General features: G+C 67.2%; 14 protein-coding genes and 1 pseudogene. 2 read left to right on the forward strand and 13 right to left on the reverse strand.

Annotated elements, in window-relative coordinates; translation table 11 throughout:
- Positions 1-456 precede the first annotated feature (456 nt).
- Together IPK85_15710 and IPK85_15715 are read right to left on the reverse strand one after the other, a co-directional pair.
- Positions 457-714 (reverse strand): Txe/YoeB family addiction module toxin, encoded by a 258-nt coding sequence (locus IPK85_15710; GenBank protein ID MBK8248829.1) that lies wholly within the window; start codon positions 712-714, stop codon positions 457-459.
- Positions 711-998, reverse strand: coding sequence for a type II toxin-antitoxin system prevent-host-death family antitoxin (locus IPK85_15715; protein MBK8248830.1), 288 nt, complete (start codon positions 996-998; stop codon positions 711-713). The genes IPK85_15710 and IPK85_15715 overlap by 4 nt, the downstream gene beginning before the upstream one ends.
- On the opposite strand from IPK85_15715, the gene IPK85_15720 reads away from it, so the two are divergent.
- Together IPK85_15720 and IPK85_15725 are read left to right on the forward strand one after the other, a co-directional pair.
- Positions 997-1,833, forward strand: a complete 837-nt coding sequence (locus tag IPK85_15720) for a hypothetical protein (GenBank protein ID MBK8248831.1) — start codon at positions 997-999, stop codon at positions 1,831-1,833. The genes IPK85_15715 and IPK85_15720 overlap by 2 nt on opposite strands.
- A 289-nt stretch (positions 1,834-2,122) precedes the next feature.
- Positions 2,123-2,719 (forward strand): annotated as a pseudogene (locus IPK85_15725) (alpha/beta fold hydrolase).
- Positions 2,720-2,913: 194 nt separating this feature from the next.
- Here the strand turns inward: IPK85_15725 and lolA are convergent.
- From lolA to IPK85_15780, 11 genes are all read right to left on the reverse strand, one after another.
- Positions 2,914-3,573 (reverse strand): outer membrane lipoprotein chaperone LolA, encoded by a 660-nt coding sequence (lolA, locus tag IPK85_15730; protein ID MBK8248832.1) that lies wholly within the window; start codon positions 3,571-3,573, stop codon positions 2,914-2,916.
- 8 nt (positions 3,574-3,581) lie between these two features.
- Positions 3,582-4,370, reverse strand: coding sequence for a ribonuclease Z (locus IPK85_15735; protein ID MBK8248833.1), 789 nt, complete (start codon positions 4,368-4,370; stop codon positions 3,582-3,584).
- Positions 4,371-4,397: 27 nt separating this feature from the next.
- Positions 4,398-7,925 carry a chromosome segregation protein SMC gene (gene smc / locus IPK85_15740; protein MBK8248834.1) on the reverse strand — a complete coding sequence of 1,176 codons (3,528 nt, stop codon included), beginning with the start codon at positions 7,923-7,925 and terminating at the stop codon, positions 4,398-4,400.
- The gene (locus IPK85_15745; GenBank protein ID MBK8248835.1) at positions 7,925-9,160 is read right to left on the reverse strand and encodes a hypothetical protein; all 1,236 of its coding nucleotides are present in this window, start codon (positions 9,158-9,160) and stop codon (positions 7,925-7,927) included. Before IPK85_15745 ends, smc begins: the two co-directional genes overlap by 1 nt.
- The gene (locus tag IPK85_15750; protein ID MBK8248836.1) at positions 9,157-10,653 is read right to left on the reverse strand and encodes an SPOR domain-containing protein; all 1,497 of its coding nucleotides are present in this window, start codon (positions 10,651-10,653) and stop codon (positions 9,157-9,159) included. The genes IPK85_15745 and IPK85_15750 overlap by 4 nt, the downstream gene beginning before the upstream one ends.
- Positions 10,654-10,737: 84 nt before the next feature.
- Positions 10,738-13,509 (reverse strand): PD40 domain-containing protein, encoded by a 2,772-nt coding sequence (locus IPK85_15755; protein MBK8248837.1) that lies wholly within the window; start codon positions 13,507-13,509, stop codon positions 10,738-10,740.
- The gene (locus tag IPK85_15760; protein ID MBK8248838.1) at positions 13,506-14,006 is read right to left on the reverse strand and encodes a hypothetical protein; all 501 of its coding nucleotides are present in this window, start codon (positions 14,004-14,006) and stop codon (positions 13,506-13,508) included. The genes IPK85_15755 and IPK85_15760 overlap by 4 nt, the downstream gene beginning before the upstream one ends.
- Positions 14,003-14,389, reverse strand: coding sequence for a ribosome silencing factor (gene rsfS / locus IPK85_15765; GenBank protein ID MBK8248839.1), 387 nt, complete (start codon positions 14,387-14,389; stop codon positions 14,003-14,005). The genes IPK85_15760 and rsfS overlap by 4 nt, the downstream gene beginning before the upstream one ends.
- Before the next feature lie 253 nt (positions 14,390-14,642).
- Entirely contained in the window at positions 14,643-15,086 is a 444-nt protein-coding gene (locus IPK85_15770) for a 50S ribosomal protein L9 (GenBank protein MBK8248840.1), read from the reverse strand.
- Positions 15,087-15,104: 18 nt separating this feature from the next.
- Complete coding sequence (locus tag IPK85_15775; protein ID MBK8248841.1) at positions 15,105-16,151, reverse strand: DUF2232 domain-containing protein; 1,047 nt, start codon at positions 16,149-16,151, stop codon at positions 15,105-15,107.
- A 5-nt stretch (positions 16,152-16,156) separates the two neighbouring features.
- Positions 16,157-16,384, reverse strand: a complete 228-nt coding sequence (locus IPK85_15780) for a 30S ribosomal protein S18 (GenBank protein MBK8248842.1) — start codon at positions 16,382-16,384, stop codon at positions 16,157-16,159.
- Between the last annotated feature and the right edge of the window lie 3 nt (positions 16,385-16,387).

Genomic DNA, 16,387 nt, shown 5'->3' on the forward strand with positions numbered 1-16,387 from the left:
TCGTGGCGGATCCGGGGAAGAAGAGGGTGGCCCTGATCGCCCCAATCGGCCGTCGGGTCCAGGCGCACGACGCCGAACGCGACCTCGATCAGGTCGGTGGGCGTGGCGATCCGAAGGCGGAGCTTCGAGAAACCGGTGGGCTTGGTCATCAACGGGGGGAGATTCACACCGATCACCCCCGGGCCATTGACGATGACCCTCGGCACGTGGTCCGGGTCGAGCGCTGGTGCCCAGGTGAATTGCGCGCCATCCCTGGGGGTGAGCGTGACAAGGGACCGTGGATCGGCCACAACGACGTCGTTGGCACGCAGGGTCTTCGCGATGTCCGCGCCGACGAACGCCATGGATCCCATGCCGAGGATGAGTCGTTGCAGCTCGGTCGCTGCGATGTTGTGTATGGTTGGAGGCCGCAGCCGGCGGAGGTGGAGCAACGGTCCCGCGGCGTCACAGAAGTCGTCATCGGTGTCGAGACGCGCATGGAGCGCTGTGATCGAGGCGATCCGCCTCGTTGATCCGGCGCGACCACACATTCCCGCTGAGGTGCTTGAGCGGTTCAGGCTTGCCAATCCCCTCGAACGGATCGCGGAGCACGGCCTCCATCAGATCCAGGACCCGCAGCGCGGTCTTGCGATTGGTGTCCACCCAATCGCGTAGGTCCTCCAGGCACTCGGCCTCGACGACGGCGCTCCGCCGCCGCTTCGCCGACGGGCTCAGGGGGCCTCCGCCAGCCCGAGCTCGCGACGCAGTGCGCGGAGATCCGTTCCCTTGCCCCGCCCGCGGCGGGCGCGCGTCAGCGCGGCCAGCAGACGCACGGCATGCTGGGGGGAGCGGAGCAAGTAGGCGGTTTCGCGCAGACTCGCGAGTTCGTCGGCCGGGATGAGGGCCATGTCTTCGTGCCCGCGCCGCTGGATGACGGCCGCCTCCCGCGACTCCTCGACCTGATCCCAGAGCGAGGCCAGGTTCTCCCGGGCGTGACTGTAGCTGGTCTTGACGGACATGCAGCACCTCCAGTATTGCACAGGGAACTTGTCCAAGTACGCGGCTCGCGTCAAGGGACGGCATAACCATGTGTTGCAGCAGGCGCGGCTGGCATGGTTGGCGGCTTCGCCGCCGTCGTATGATATGGCTTCGCTGCTGAACACCAACGTTAGGCGGCGATCACTGACCATGGATGACTCATACTTCGGCAGGCAGACTCTCTCCGCACTGGCACAGCTCTTGGCCTCGCTGCGAAGTGACGCGGTGGTGGTCCTGCTCGCAAAGGCAGCAATCGTGGAACCGGCGTACGAGGGCCAGAGCCACCTGCTCTCGACCCTTGAGCGCGCCAAGCCGTTGGACGTGCATCGCCTGGTTACCGACATGGTGCTGCGACGAGCTTCAGCCCGCGCGGATGCTCCGACGAAGCACCTGTTCGGTGATCGCGAGGGTGAACTTCTACGCTGTCTCAGCCTCGACGGTTGGGAGGTGAACGGTGGTGCCCTAATACGGGGACAGCCGAGCTCCACGGAAATTGTGGAGCTGCGCGATGCCTTCGATGAGCGTCTCCAGGGCTCGGGGCTCGATGCAAACGGAGATATCGCCGCAGCCCTCAAGGCGTCCGCCGAGGCGTTCACCCGCACTCCGCCTGACCACAATGCGAGCACGACGCATATGCGCATCGCTCCGGAGACGGTGGCTCGGCGTTCTGCACTGGTGATCGCTGCAGGGCGCCGAGTCGCTGCGCCAACGGATGAGTGGGGCTCTGCGATACGCTGTACGACAGTTCACACAACGCGCGACGTTGGCCGGAGAACCCAGCGGTCCGCGGGCGAGTCGACCGGGAGTCGTACCTGAAGAGGCTGCAGCCCGCAGATCGCCCGAAGCCGGACGTTGACCGGGTCCGAGTGGTATTGGATGTGACTGAGGCCCGACGCGTCACGGAAGAACTGAAGACGGTCGGGTTGCGCGCCACCGGTCCGCTTGTGGTCGAACTGCGCGCAGGGGGGGGTGTGCTTGAAATCGTTCCCACCGTAGTTCAGGCTTCAGCGGGAGTAGAGGCGATCCAATAGGGCGGGGTCCCGAGGCGCGATGCGCGCGTCGGTCCGCTGGGTGAGTGGCGCATGGAAGACCGCGAGGGTGGCTGATGATGCGTCCGCGAATGGAGTGCGACGGGACCGCACGCGTGATCCCCGTCACTGAGGCGACGCTGCACAGCTGTCTCGAGGGTGCCGGGGAAACCGCCGTGGTTTTCGAGAGCGGACTGGGAGAAGGCATGGCGGCATGGGCAGCACTGGTTGACTCCGTTGGTCAGTTCGCGCGCGTCGTGCGGTACGATCGTCGTGGCACTGGAGCATCGCCGTCGACAGACACGCTCTTCGACCCACTTCGTGCCGTGAACGATCTGGCTTCAGTCGTTGTGGCCCATTCACCTCACGCCCCGGTCGTCGTGGTGGCTCATTCACTGGGAGGGGCGTACGCAACGGCCTACGCCCGGCGGCACCCGGATCGGGTAAAGGGGGTGGTCCTGGTCGATCCCACGCCCGCAGGATTCTTCGTGCGCCAGCGCGAGATCATTGGGGAAGCACGCTTTCGTGAAAACCAGGCGACAGCCCGCGCCCGAATGCGGGGCACCACACGCGCGGAGTACGAGGCGATGGAAGCCAGCCTGGCCCTCGCCGCGGGCGGACGTCGGCCGCAGCTCGCGGGGACGCTGCTATCCGCGGGCCGGGTGGAGAATCCTGACACGTCGATCGGCCGTCGGGCAAAGGCGGTGTGGCTGGAACTGCATGTAGCGGTCGCCGACCGACTCGGCCTCGTGCACATGATCGTGCCCGACGGAGGGCACCGGTTGCAGGATGGCAAGCCGGGCGTGGTAATCGCCGCGATCCGGCGGGGGGTTCGCGGTGAGGGGCAGCGGTCGCTTCGCGCGAAGCCCTATCGAATGCTCCCGCTCTCCACGATGCGAACGCCCCGCGGAGGCTTGAACGTGAAAGCCCCTGCCTCCACCGGCGCGTTAGGCGTGAAGCTCGTGATCTTCACCTTGCGGGTAAGCCCGCTGGGTTCGTGTGCCTCGAACTGCCGCAGCCAGCCGTCGGCGACGTCCACCCAGATGCGCGCGCGGGTGAAGCTCGCGTCGCCCTTGCGCGGGACCAGGTTCACGGCGCGCGTCGCGCGCCCGTCGATCGTCGCGGCACCAGCGTCGGTGATCGTGTACCGCTGTCGCGGATTGGTAAAGAACGCACCCACCAGGTCGATCGACCCCTCGAGATCCGCGGTGAGCGGCGCGCGAATCACCTGGCCCTTGGTCGAACTTGGGAGGTACAACCAGACAAACTTGCCATCGCTGAGGATCAGGTCGCCCTTGGGATCGGTGAAGCGAAAGGCAAAGCGATCCGGGCGCGACTGTTGGAACTCCCCCTTCGATGGAATCACCGACCCGGTCAGGGTGTTGGTGATGGTTTGCTCGAAGGTGGCCCGCGCCGTCCTCACACTGGCATAGGCCGCGACGGCGCGCGCGATGGCTGAGTCGGCGGCGGTGGCCTGCGCAACGACTGGTGCAGGGAGGACAAGGGCGACAACGAAGGCGGCACGCATGAGCAGGATTACCCGGAAATGGGGGGGCCGTTCCCGGGGCCGAGCAAAACGCTCGCACCGTCGGTGGCCCGAACAACCGATCCACTCCATCGCGCGCCGATGATTCCCTCGAGGTCGAGTGATTCCACCGGCGGATAGAAGTGATTGAGCCACAGTGCTCCTGGACGCGAACGCGCGGCGACCTCGGCGCACTGCTCAGGGGTCAAGTGAATCGGGACGTCGAATGCGGCAGGGAGTGAACATTCGAGCAGCAACAGATCGCTGCCCGACGCCCACTCGGCAAAGTGGTCGGAGGGACCCAGGTCACCCGAGCAGGTGATGCGCCGTCCCTCGTGCGAGAGACTCCACGCGACACTCTCGGGTGTATGTGGAACGGGGCAACACTCGAGCGTTACTCCGCCCGACAGGACGAGGGGATCGTGCGGGGGACGGTCCAACACCTCAAGGCCCGGGACGAACGCCGCCATGGCCGGGGCAAAGGCAGCTGCGATGCGGTCGACGAAGGCGGCCGTCCCGGCTGGCCCGATGATCGTCACCGGCTCGGCGCGCGGGGGCAACTGCCCGTAGCGCCATGCGGTGAGGAATGCGACGAGGTCGGCCGTATGGTCCGCATGAAAGTGGGTCAGCACCACGTGCGTGATGCTGCTCCAGTCCAGCCCCAACTGCGCCATGCGCCAGAGGACGCCGCTCCCGCAATCCACCAACACCCGCAGGCCTCCGGCCTCCACCAGCGTCCCGGCCTGCACCCGCTGCGGGTGGGGCGCCGCAGTGCCGGTGCCAATCGTCGTCAGGCGCACTGGAGCCGTGCCTGACGACGACGGGACCTACGCGGCCTCAACACCGGCCTCGACCACGGCCACGGCCTCCGGCGCATCGTCATCCACGGCGAGTCCGCGCATGCGCACGCTGACCAGCGAGGAGACACCGGGCTCCTGCATGGTGACGCCGTACACCGCGTCCGCCGCCTCGGTGGTGGTCCGTGGATTGTGCGTGATCACGATGAACTGGGTCTTGTCCTTGAACTGGGTCAACATGCGCACGTACCGGCCGATGTTGGCGTCGTCCAGCGGAGCGTCCACCTCGTCGAGCAGGCAGAAGGGGCTCGGCTTGGTGAGGAAGATGCCGAAGAGCAGGGAGAGGGCGACCAGCGCCCGTTCGCCGCTCGACAGCAGGTTGATGCGCTGCGTGCGCTTGCCGCGCGGCGACGCATGCACCTCGATGTCGCAGTCCAGCGGAAGCTCGGGATTCTCCAGGCGGAGATCGCACTCACCACCGCCAAACAACGTCATGAAGATCTGGCGGAAGTTCTCACGGACCTGTGTGAAGGTCGTGAGGAACATCTCCCGAGCGGTCAGGTCGATCTCGCGGATGGCCAGCTGCAACTTGTTCCGGGCCTCGGCGAGGTCGGTGCGCTGCGTCGTGAGGAAGTCGAGGCGCTTGATCTCCTCCTCGTGCTCCTCGATGGCCAGCGGGTTCACCGGGCCTAGGCGTTCGACCTCGGCGCGCAGCTGCTCGGCCTCGGCGCGCAGGGTGTCGTCGTCCATGTCGACGGCCTCGTAGCTCGACATGAGATCTTCCAGCGGACGCCGCCACTCGGCCTCCAGGCGCTCGCGAATGGCAGCTCGCTTGCCTGACAACTCGGCGAGACGGACCTCGCCCTGGTAGAGGGACGACTCCCGGTCGTGCAAGTCGCGCCGTGTGGCATCCAGCTGCTGGTCGGCCTCCGCGAGGGCCTGGTCCGCGCTGCGCAGGGCGTCCACGGCGACCTGGTGCCGGCCGTCGACATCGGTCAACGTGTTCAGCTGCGTGTCGAGATCGGCCTGCCACTCCGCCATCTGCATGGCGAGCGTGCGATCGACCTCGCCGAGTTCACCGAGTTCCGCGGCGAGGGTGGTGAGGCGGGCCGTGGCGCTCGAGTGTTCCTGGTCGATGCGCGCGAGGCGATCCTCGGCCACGTGCGCGCGTGCGTCGAGTTGTGCGACGGTAATCTGGCTGGCCGTTCGCGCGGAACGTGCGGCCTCGAGGGCAGCATCGGCCTCGGCCGACGCGGCGCGACTCGACTCCACGGAGTCCACCGCTACCGGAAGGGAAGCTTCGAGGCCGGAGGAATCGGCCAGGAGAGTGGCCAAACGCTCATCGAGAGACTGACGACGCTGGACGAGGCGCGCGGCGAGCGCGTCCGCCTCTTCCAGCTCACGTGCGCCACGGAGACGCCGGCGTTCCAGGTCCGAGCGCACATCGTTGGCGCGCCGGTCCTCGGTTTGCGCCTGCGACATGCGTTCAGAGGCCGCCGAGACTCCAGCATCGGCCTCGGCGAGGGTCTCGCGGGCAAGCGCGGCGACTTCCTGCAGCCTGGCGCGAGCGTCTTGTGCCGCTTGCAGCTCTGCCCGAAGGGCAAAGAGTTCGGCACGACGACGCAGGGGCCCGGGGCCGGAGACGGAGCCCGGGAGCCACACGGCACCGCGGGCATCCACGAAGGCGGCGCCGTCGTCGACGGGCAAGACCTGCGCGAGCAGGGTGCGCACCCAGGTGGCCGCAGCAGCGGTGACGTCAACCTGCGTGAGGAGGTCGCCGGCTTGCTGTTCCGGACTGTTGGAGACCGCGTCCAGGGGCAGGAGCAGGAGCGGACCCGGATTGGTCTGAACGTGCCAGGCCCGCACGGCGTCGGCGGCGGCGCGGTCACGTACAACGACCGCGTGCAGGGTCATGCCGAGGAAGCGCTCGACGAGCGCCGCCGAGGCCGTGCCGGCACTCACGAAGTCGGAGACCGGGCCGAGGATGGCCCCGTCGCCGAATCGTTCACGCTCACGGAGGAGTCGTGCGGCGGCAGGGGCCAGACCGACGCGTTCGCGCTCGAGTCCCTCGAGGGCGCTGAGTCGGGCTTCCAGGTTGGCGCAGCTATCCTGCGACGCCTGCCAGGCCGTGCGGGCACTGGCCTCGCGTTCGCGGGCTTCGCGCGCCGCCTCCCGTGCGGCGGCGAGGGCGGCGGTGGCCGCGGTGACGTTGGCCGCGGCGACGATCATGGATTCGTCGGACGCTGCAATCTCTCGTTGGAGTGCGGCGGCGGCGTCCACGAGCACCTCGCGTTCGGCTGCGAGTTGCGACGTGCGCGCGTCCAGCTCGGCCATCTCGCGGCGGGCACCGTCGGCTTCCATTTCGAGGCGGCGGACCTGGTCGCGCGCCTCACGCAAGGCGCGTTCGGCGGCCTCCACGGCGCGGCGGCGTTCCGTGACCAGGGTCCGCGTGGCTTCCTCTGCCTCGCTCAACAAGGCCACCTGCTCGCGGGCCGCGGCCGTGTCGGCGCGTACGACCTCGAGTTCCTCAACGGCGCGCTGGCGTTCAGCGACGAGGCGCTCACCCGTCATGGCACCGTCGCGCTGTTCGTCCTCGGCGCGCTGGCGGCGCTCGATGGCGTGACGTCGGCGTTCCTCCCCAACGGCCATCTCACCGCGCAGGGCCTGCACGCGCTGTTGTTGCTGGGCGAGAAGCTGGGCGAGTTCGTTGCGGGAGCCTTCGCTGGCGGCACGCGATTCCTGGGCGGCGGCACGCGCCTGCTCGGCATCGGTAACCGCACTGCCCGCATCGGGCGCACTCTCCCGCAGGTCGGCGACGCGCACTTCGAGTTCCTGCAATTCGGCGTGCCACGCCGCCATCTCACGCGAGGCGAGGGTCAATTCCACGCCAAAGCGTCGCTTCATCAACTCTTCGCTGCGTTCCGCCTTCTTGCGTTGGCGCGCCAGCGAGCGGACCTGCGATTGGACCTCGGTGATGAGGTCGTCCAGGCGATTGAGGTCGAGCGCCGTTTCTTCGAGACGCCGTTCCGTGCTCCGTCGGCGATCCCGATACAGTCCGACGCCGGCCGCTTCCTCGAACAGCTCGCGCCGATCATCGGGGCGGTCGGACAGCAGGGCATCGATCATCTTGGATTCAATGACCACGCCGGTATCCGCACCCAGCCCGGTGCCGCGGAGCATGTCGTGGATGTCGCGCAGGCGACAGGACGCACCGTTCAGCAGGTACTCGCTCTCGCCCGAGCGGGAGAGCCGCCGAGTGACGACGACCTCCTTGAAGGCGACCGGGAGCTGGCCGTCTTCATTCTCGAAGTGGAGGGACACCTCGGCGAGATTGACGGCGCGCCGCGCCGACGATCCCTGAAAGATGACTTCCTCCATCTTGGCGCCGCGGAGCAGGCGGGCGCGCTGCTCGCCGAGCACCCACCGCACGGCATCCGAGACGTTGGACTTGCCGCAGCCATTGGGCCCGACGATTGCCGTCACGCCATTGTCGAAGAGCATCGTCGTCGCGTCGGCGAACGACTTGAAGCCCTGCATTTCCAGCTTGGTCAACCGCACTACGATGTGCTCCCGACCCGGACGACCAGGGTCGATTGAATGTTCAACGAATCCAGGTCGTGCTTGAACGATGCCGCGTCGGCACCCGCCGCGAACGCCCCAACGTAAATGCGCCAGACCGCAGCCGAATCCCGCAACGCGTACGCCGGTAGTTGGCGACCATGATATCCGGCAACCTTGACGCGGGCCATGGCATTGTCGAGCGCAGAATCCACCAACAGGGCAAACGGGGTGTGAGTCACCCCACCGCCCGCCGAAGGTACCACTCCCCGCGTCCGCAATGCGGCGAGAAAGTTCTCCGCCGAGACGCTGTCTGAAAAGGCTCCCAGCACGACGTGATACCAGGTCGCGCTGTCGCCGGGCATTTTGACGGGAGCAAAGGTCGCCCCAGGGAGCGAGTCGCCCAGGGTGGTGACCAGCGCCTGGGCGTCGGATCGCGAATTGAGGAACCGCAGCTCAGCGACCCACGCCGCGTCCGAGGTGACCCGTGGTGCCACATCGGGCAGCGAGGTCAGCGTTGGTGCGACGACCGAGTCGAACGCTGCTTGAACGGGATCGCCGCCCAGGCCGATGCGCGAGCGCACCTGCGGCACGGCCAGCAGGAGTGCGAGGGCGGCGGCGGCAACGATTCCCCATCGCAAGAGTGGACCCTGCCGTGCCGGCACCTCGGGGGGTACCGACGCCAGTGACGTGGTCCGCAGGGTCGCCCCAGTGTGCACCTCGCCGAGGCACTTCACGCCGGCGGGAGCGGTGGTTTCACCCACGGTAAGCGCCCCGTCCAGTTGGGTCAGGAGGGACGCCAGATCGGGAACCCCCGCAGGCGCGCTAACGAGCAGGAGGGCCCCCGCCTTGTGCACCTGCTCGCTAAGGGAGAACCAGCGCCGACTGGAGAGGATGTCCGGCGCAAATGCCCCTTCGGCCCCCGGATACAGGTGATACAAGTTGGGCGACTCGGTACTTGTCACCGCGGCGCGTCCCAGGGAGACGCCGTACCGCACCATGTCGCTGATCCCCGGCTGGTCGTCCGTGGTGGCGGTTTCCGCCTCCGGAAGGAGATGAGCCAGGAAGACCCGCCGGTGCAGGGCCTGCGCCCTCGCCACCCCGTTCGCAACGGCGCGAATTGCCACGGGATCGTCCCCGATGACCGCGACAGCCGACACGCCGTCGATGAGCGACGCGACTCGCTGGCCGGCATTTTCCCAGGCGTTCTCAAAGAGTAGCTGCTCGGCGCTCACGTCCCACCTCCCGACTCGTACACCCAGAACGTGTGTCCGGAGGCGCGGCCGGCCCGCTCTGCCTCATCACGCGAACCAAACGGGCCCATGATCACCCGGTACACGGTCGTCCCGTCGGCCGCGGTCGTCGAGACGCGAGGTCGCTCCCCGTTCACGGAGATTTGTTCCGCGAGACCCTGTGCGCGCTCGGCACTCAGCACCGCAGCGAAGGAGAGGACCCAACGACTTCGCCCGACCGGTGCTGGCGGGGGAGCTGGAGGTGGCTGGTCGCTGCCAGCAGCGGGTGGGCCCGGGGGCTCGGCGGGCGCAACTGGTGTCGCGACCGATTCACTGGCGGCAGGGGCGCGCCTGGGGGCGCTCTCCCCGCTTCGGAACGCGACGGGCTGGTCGAGACCACGCGCTCTGGGGCGGAAGCCATTCCAGCGTGCGAAGAACCAGATGTCGTTGGCGCCGTTACCGACCCTGCGCCGCTCCGCCGAGCCCTTTGGATCGATGAACACCACGTCGTTCGCCTGCCACGCGATGACCGACCCATCAACAGCGACCGTTGGCAGATCCGCACGCCATTTTGTGGGGATCGTCCCGACGACCGCTTCAGTCCCCACGTCGACCACCCACGCGCTGTCGCCTCGCACCGGTCGCACGAGCAGATAGCGACCGAGGGGATCCATGCGCAGTTCCGTGGCCAGGCCAGGAAGCCGCGTACTGCCGCTGACCTTGCGCGCATAGCGGTCGAGGCGTTGCAGGCGCGCCGTGCTGGCGTCGGCGACAAAGATCCGGTCGCCGGAGGGGGTGGGCGCGAGCGCAAGCACCTCGTCACCGAGGATGAACTCCTCGGCTCCCTCGAAGTCTGCCGGCGGAACGCTCCACAGGGTGCCGCCGACGGCCAGGTACGCGCGATCTCCGACCGAGGTGACCATGGCCCGCGAGATGGTGCCGACGGCCATCGAGTCGGAAACAGCGTCATCCGGGGGGCGCATGCGAAACAACATGTCGCCGCCGCCGCGCCTGGCCACGACCACCACGTTGCCATCCGGCGCCGGAATCGCCCGGCGGATGGGATCGGACTGCGGCGACTGCCAGTCACCGCTTGGGGTCATGCGCACGAGGCTGCCGCTCGTAGTGGTCCCGTAGAGGGACCATCCATCGGCGGAGACTACCGATGCAAAGGAGGCCCGCGTCGGTCGGCGCACGGCGCCCAATCGCAGGTCGATCCACCCGGGATATCCGGCGGTGTCGCTGAAGGCGAGGAGTCCGTTCTCCTGGTCGAACGCAAGGACACGTTCGGTCGGCGGTGCGTTGTGCGAGGACCGCCAGATCGCGGAATCGAGGGTAGCAAAGCGATACGCTCGCACCAGCCCGCCGCCGCGGGGGATCCGCACGACGACCGGATCGGGGCCTGCCGGGATCCGTCCCTCACTCGACGGTTCGGGCTTCGGGTCGCCACACGCGGCGAGGAAGCACAGGGCAAGGAAGGAGGGGCGGGGGCGCACCGGGGGAAAATAACCCCCTCAGTGCGAAGCGGGGCCTCCAGCCGAATTCGCTGGCGGCCCCGCTGGTTCCGGTGTGTGATCGACCTAGAAGGACTGGCCGAGCGTCCACATCCAGTAGCCCTTGCGTCCCGGCCGATCGAGCGGGATGGCGTAGTCCCAGCGGACGAGGGCAAAGCCGAACAGGTTGAGCCGGATCCCCGCGCCGTAGCTGCGCAGGACGTAGCGCTGTGTGTCCTCGTCGTAGCCCGCCGGCTTCTTGAGGGACACCGACTGACCACTCCGGAAGGCGACGCCAGCGTCGTAGAAGACGAGGCCGTCAACTGGTGGCAGGGAAATTGGGATCAGGCCCAGGTCAAAGCGGCGGACCAAGGGGAAACGGACTTCGGCGTTCGCGAACGCAACGCGCGATCCCAGCAACTCGGTGGCACTGCACGACGAGGTGTCGTTGACGAGTCCGCCGCAGAACTGCGAGGTGAATTGCTCGCGGTCGTAGCCACGGACGAAGTCCGGGCGCCCGATGTACTTGGGGAACTCCAGCTCGTCGCGCCCGACGCCCACGTTGGCCTGGGTGCGCCAGGCGAAGGTGAGGAAGTTGAACAGGATCGGGACGTACTTGCGATAGTCGGCCGTGATCTCGGTCCACTGCAGCTGGCCGATGGATGGCTCGACCTGGAAGCGGAAGCGGCGTCCGCTGATTGGGGCGGTGTAGCCGAACAGTGAGTTGTCCGAGACGTAGGCGGCAAACGGCCCGAAGTAGGAGCGATTGCGCCCCGGTTGCACGGCCGTGGTGACGAAGTCCGAGGCGAAGCCGGTCCCGTAGTCGACGAGGCGCTCGATGGTTGCGACCGACGAGGCGAGGTTGGTCGCGTTGAGCCCGAACTCCCATCGGGTGAACCGGTTCTTCGGTCGCATCGCAATGGCAAAGCCCTGCCGGATGATGAAGCGGGCGATGTCGTAGCTCTGGACGGTGCGGGGCAGGCCGTTCCCGACCGGCTCTTCCCGATAGTCATTGAGGAAGAAGATCGGGGTCTGGGCGAGCCCCGCGCTGTATTGCAGGCGCTTGGCGCGATTGGTGTACGCCCCGTAGAAGTAGGCTTCGCTGAGCCGTCCGTTGATCTGGCCGGCGACGGCGAGCTGGTTGTTCCCCAGCATGTCGCCGAGCACGATCGCGGTTCCACCAAACAACCCGCGGCCAAAGTTGTCCTGCGCGTACCCGACGCTGGGGCGCGAAATGTATTCCGGCTGCAGTCCCGGGCGATACCGGTAACTCCGGAAGCTGTTCGTGTCCGGGAGGGCGAAGGTGGCGCTGTCGAGCAGTTCGCTCACCGAGATGGGCGCATTGCCCGATCGCTCATTCGTCCCCGGCATGTCGGCCGACGGTCGCAGCCCCGTCGCGGAGCGGTAGATGGACACCGTCTCCTCTCGACGTGTGGTGTCTGCGGCGCGGGCGGCGGTCTCGATGGCACGACGCATGTCTTCGGCGGCCTGCGCCGCACTCACGGCCGGCGTGGGAGCCGCCGGCACGGCGGGCGTTGCGGGGGCGGCGCTGGCGACCACGGTGTTCGGCGTCGCGCGATACGGGTCCTTCTTGAGCTTGCGCGGGTTGTTGATCGTCCAGACGGTGTAGTCGCCGTTTTCGTAGTAGGTAAAGGCGAGTTTGTCAGCGCCGCGTGCCCAAGTGATCGCGGGCGAGTACTCGGAAATTGACGAGATCGCGCCGACCACATTGGTGAGCTGGTAGTGCTCCTTCTTCTCGAAGTCGTACAGGAAGATGTTCGACGTCCCGTTCCGATCCGAGAGGAAGGCCAGGGACTTGCCGTCCGGCGCCCACATCGGATTGAGGTTCAGGCCATCCTGGTTCGGGAGGACCTCCACGCGATTTGCCGTCAGGTCCAGGGTCCCGATCTTCCACTTCGCAAAACGCAGGACGTCGAGGTCGGTGCCCTCGCCGCGATCCGTCGCGAACGCGATCGTCTTTCCGTCTGGAGACCACTGCGGCATCATCTCCGCGTGTTTGTCGTTCGTGAGCTGGCGCAGCGTGGCGTCGGCCACGTTCACGATGAACAGGTCGAACACCCCAGAGTTGTAGCCGCTGATCACGACTTGCTTCCCATCGGGCGAGAACGACGGGTTCATCACCACGTCGAGCGCGAACTTGTCAAAGGTGTGCGTGATCTTCCGGCGCTGCACGTCCATCAGGTACAAGACGTCGCGCCCGTTGCGCTGTGCCGTGAAGGCCAACGTCTTGCCGTCGGGCGAGAAGGCGCTCTGCGAATAGATCAGCCGCAACTCTTCGAAGTCGGGGTCGAGCGTCGACTTGATCAGCCGCTTGATACGCTTGCCGGTTTCGCCATCGCCCAGCCACAGGTCGGGGAAGACCTCCCCACGCAGGAAGCTGCCCTGGGAGATGAAGGCGATGTACTTGCCGTCCGGCGAATAGGCCGGGGCAATGAACAACTGTGAAAAGCCACCCGTCCGACGCTGGTTGAGCAGCGCATCGGAGAACTTCCGCGCGCGGTCCAGCTGGGCCACCTTGGGGAGGTGGCGGGTCTGCATCGCTTCCTTCCACTCGTCGCCGAGCTCCTCGAGCGAGAGGCCGAGTTCGCGACGGAAGGCGCGCTCCACCCCGACGTTGGGGGTCGCGTTGAGGATCTCGCCGATGACATCATCGCCCCAGCGCTCCCCGATCCACTCCCACAACGCCTCGCCAAACCGGTACGGGAAGAACCGGTCCGGATAATCCGTCATCAACTTGATCGTCGGCAGATTGCCGTTGAGCGCGGCATCCCGCATCCATGCGTGCGTCAGGACGTGGCCAGGTCCAAGCGACAGGTACTCGGCCATCCCTTCCATCATCCAGAGGGGGGCTGCACCTGGGCCAGGGTCTGCAATCCGCCACCGGCGCGGCCGCGGGCGAAGATGTCGTACTGAAAGGAGTGCACCAACTCGTGCGCCAACACGTGCTCAAACGACTGGAAGTCGCCGGTAAACGGCAACAGGACGCGATGGCGCAGGGCTTCGGTCACGCCGCCCGTGCCTTCGCCCAGGTCCCCCGTGACGTTGTTCTGCCCGAAGTCCGTTCGCGAGCGGAACAGGACCAGTGGCTTCTTCTCGCGGAACTGGTGGTTCAGGAGCCGCGAGAGCCTCGCATACGACCGCTCGGCCATCCGGGCGGCATCGTTGATGATGTCCGCCGTCTCCGGGTAGTAGTGGATCAGGAAGTGTTCGGTCTCCAGGACCTGCCACTTGAACTCGTCGAACTGCACCTGGTTCTGCCCGAAGTACTGTTGGGCGGCGGCTGGCGCGGCCCCGGCAAGCAGGGCGAGCACGAGCAGGCGGCGAATCCTGGTCATACGGTGGCTCCTTGTGCGGCAACGGGGATCACCCGGGCATCACTCCACAGGCGTTCCAACTGGTAAAAGCTGCGCATCGACGGGTGGAACACATGCAGGACCACGTCCACGAAATCCACGAGCGCCCAGCGCCCCTGGGTGGTCCCTTCCATGTGGGTCGGGCCCTCTCCTGCCGCCTTGAGCGTCTCGACCACCCGGTCCGCGGTGCTCCGCACATGGGTGTCCGACGTGCCGCTCGCGATCACGAAGTAGTCCGTCATGTCGGTCACACCATCCAGGTCGAGGATGAGGACGTCCTGAGCCTTGTTGTCCAGGCAGAGGTCCGCGATGCGGCGGGCCAGCTGCTCGGACGACGCGCGAGTAGAAGTGCGAGTCCCTGCCAACGGTGAACCTCGTACGTGAGCCGTGAGTGCTGCCAACTGCCCCAGCTAACCGGTGGCTTCCACTCCAGCGACACGCCACGGCCGCGTCTACCCTAGTCGGTGGGCAGGGCGTTCCCGTGGATGTACGCCCGGGACGCGGCCGCGGTTCGCCCCCATGCTGCGGGCGCAACAGGAGCCGTACGGATGCGCCACGGGCGCACGAGGGTGGTACCCCGTGCGCCCGCGATGTGCTCAGTAGCCGGGAACCCGGCGTTTATCCCTTGATGACCCAGACCTTGATCTCGGGCTTCACGTCCGCGTGCAGGCGGATCGGGACCCGGTAGACCCCAAGGGCCTTGATCGGCTCATGGAGGTCAATCTGGCGCTTCTCGACGGAGAAGCCCTGAGCCTCCAGCTGATGCGCGATGTCCGAGGCGGTTACCGAGCCAAACAGCTTGCCTTCTTCGCCGACGCGCGCGGAGAAGGTGAGGGAGACGGCCTCAAACTTGGCCGCCAGCCCTTCCGCGGCCTGGCGACGCTCTGCCTCGGCCGCCTCCAGTCGTGCCTTCTCCTGGGCGATGCGGCGCTTGTTGCCTTCCGTGGCTTCCACCGCGATGCCGCGGGGGAGCAGGAAGTTGCGCCCGAATCCGGCCGAGACCTTTACCAGGTCGCCGGGGTGGCCGAGGCTGTCCACGGCCTGTCGCAGAATCACTTCCATGGTCGTTGACTCCAGTCGTTAGGTGGCCGGCCGCAACCGGCCACGCCAGTCAATCCACGTGTCGGCGAGGCCAAGGCCAACGGAGAAGACTCCGACGACCGGGCCGGCGAGGCACGCGGCAAGTATCAGCAATACCGGGGCAGGGCGCCCCGGCGCAAGGAACCACGCTATCACGCCAAGTCCGCGCAGCGCATAGAGCGCCCCGAAGAACACGGCGACATTGAGCCCGATCGCGCGCAGCTCGGCCAGGCCGGGGAGCACGAGCAGGGTGACGCCCAGCACCACACCCCAGATCAACTGGTCGTTGAATCGAAAGCGACAGAGCAACCCGAGGGGCGGGCCGATGCGCGTCCGGCTGGAGCGATGGTACAGCGTCCATCCGAGGGCCAGCAGGGCCAGTGACTCGAGCGCCAGGAGGGCCGGAAACAACTCAATCGCCCCCGCGGTGATGCTCGGCAGCTGTTTCTCCCCTTGATCGACCATCGCCGCCGCGGCAGGAAACCGCTGGGCGAACTCCTGGACCTCGGGGAGCGACGAGCGCGCCGCGTGTTCTGCCTGGACGACATCCAGACGGCGACCCATCTCGGCCGAGATGACCCGGCCCGCGTCGGCAACCGACCCCTGACCCGCGAGGAGGGTGAACAGCATCAGGGCGAACGCGAGCCCCGTTGCCGCCAGCGCGCGTGGGAAGAACGACGCCCGCGAGTTGGCGACGCATACCAGCCCGAACGCCGCCGCCAACACCGTCACCCAGCCGCGAGCGAGCGACGAAAACGCACCGCTCCCGCCCGCAGGCTCTGCGCCGAACAACATCCAGATCGAGAGGACACCCCACGCCACGAACAGCCATGGCTTGGCGCCGTGAACCCACGAAGCGAGTGCGGCCGCCGTCATCACCGGGACCAGGAAGAGAATGGTCTGCTCGATGGGTGACAACAATCGCAGCTGTGCGACGATAGGGACGGAGAGCGCCAGCACAACGCCGAACAGCAGCCGCCACCAGCTCGTCGGCCGAACGGCGACGAGATCTGGTGGGGCAGCGGTTGACGAGGGCGTGGCGCTCATGGCGATCACGCAGCGCCCTGGTGGCCCTTCATGTACGGCACGAGCGCGAGGTACCGCGCACGCTTGATGGCGACGGCGAGCTGGCGCTGGTGACGCGCACAGACGCCGCTGAGGCGGCTCGGAAGGATCTTGCCGTGGTCCGTGATGTAACGACCGAGGGTGCGGTCGTCCTTGAAGTCCACATAGTGGACGCGGCCCTCACAGAAGGGGCAGGCTTTTCTGGCTCGGCGCATGGG

This window comes from Gemmatimonadota bacterium, from assembly GCA_016712265.1.
Lineage (GTDB): Bacteria > Gemmatimonadota > Gemmatimonadetes > Gemmatimonadales > Gemmatimonadaceae > RBC101.

What these genes read in the sequence shown, in the direction of transcription:
- IPK85_15755 (MBK8248837.1), bottom strand. Translation starts at nt 13,509, where the DNA reads ATGATGGAAGGGATGGCCGAGTACCTGTCGCTTGGACCTGGCCACGTC.
- IPK85_15720 (MBK8248831.1), top strand. Translation starts at nt 997, where the DNA reads ATGCAGCACCTCCAGTATTGCACAGGGAACTTGTCCAAGTACGCGGCT.
- IPK85_15770 (MBK8248840.1), bottom strand. Translation starts at nt 15,086, where the DNA reads ATGGAAGTGATTCTGCGACAGGCCGTGGACAGCCTCGGCCACCCCGGC.
- IPK85_15775 (MBK8248841.1), bottom strand. Translation starts at nt 16,151, where the DNA reads ATGAGCGCCACGCCCTCGTCAACCGCTGCCCCACCAGATCTCGTCGCC.
- IPK85_15780 (MBK8248842.1), bottom strand. Translation starts at nt 16,384, where the DNA reads ATGCGCCGAGCCAGAAAAGCCTGCCCCTTCTGTGAGGGCCGCGTCCAC.
- lolA (MBK8248832.1), bottom strand. Translation starts at nt 3,573, where the DNA reads ATGCGTGCCGCCTTCGTTGTCGCCCTTGTCCTCCCTGCACCAGTCGTT.
- IPK85_15760 (MBK8248838.1), bottom strand. Translation starts at nt 14,006, where the DNA reads ATGACCAGGATTCGCCGCCTGCTCGTGCTCGCCCTGCTTGCCGGGGCC.
- IPK85_15715 (MBK8248830.1), bottom strand. Translation starts at nt 998, where the DNA reads ATGTCCGTCAAGACCAGCTACAGTCACGCCCGGGAGAACCTGGCCTCG.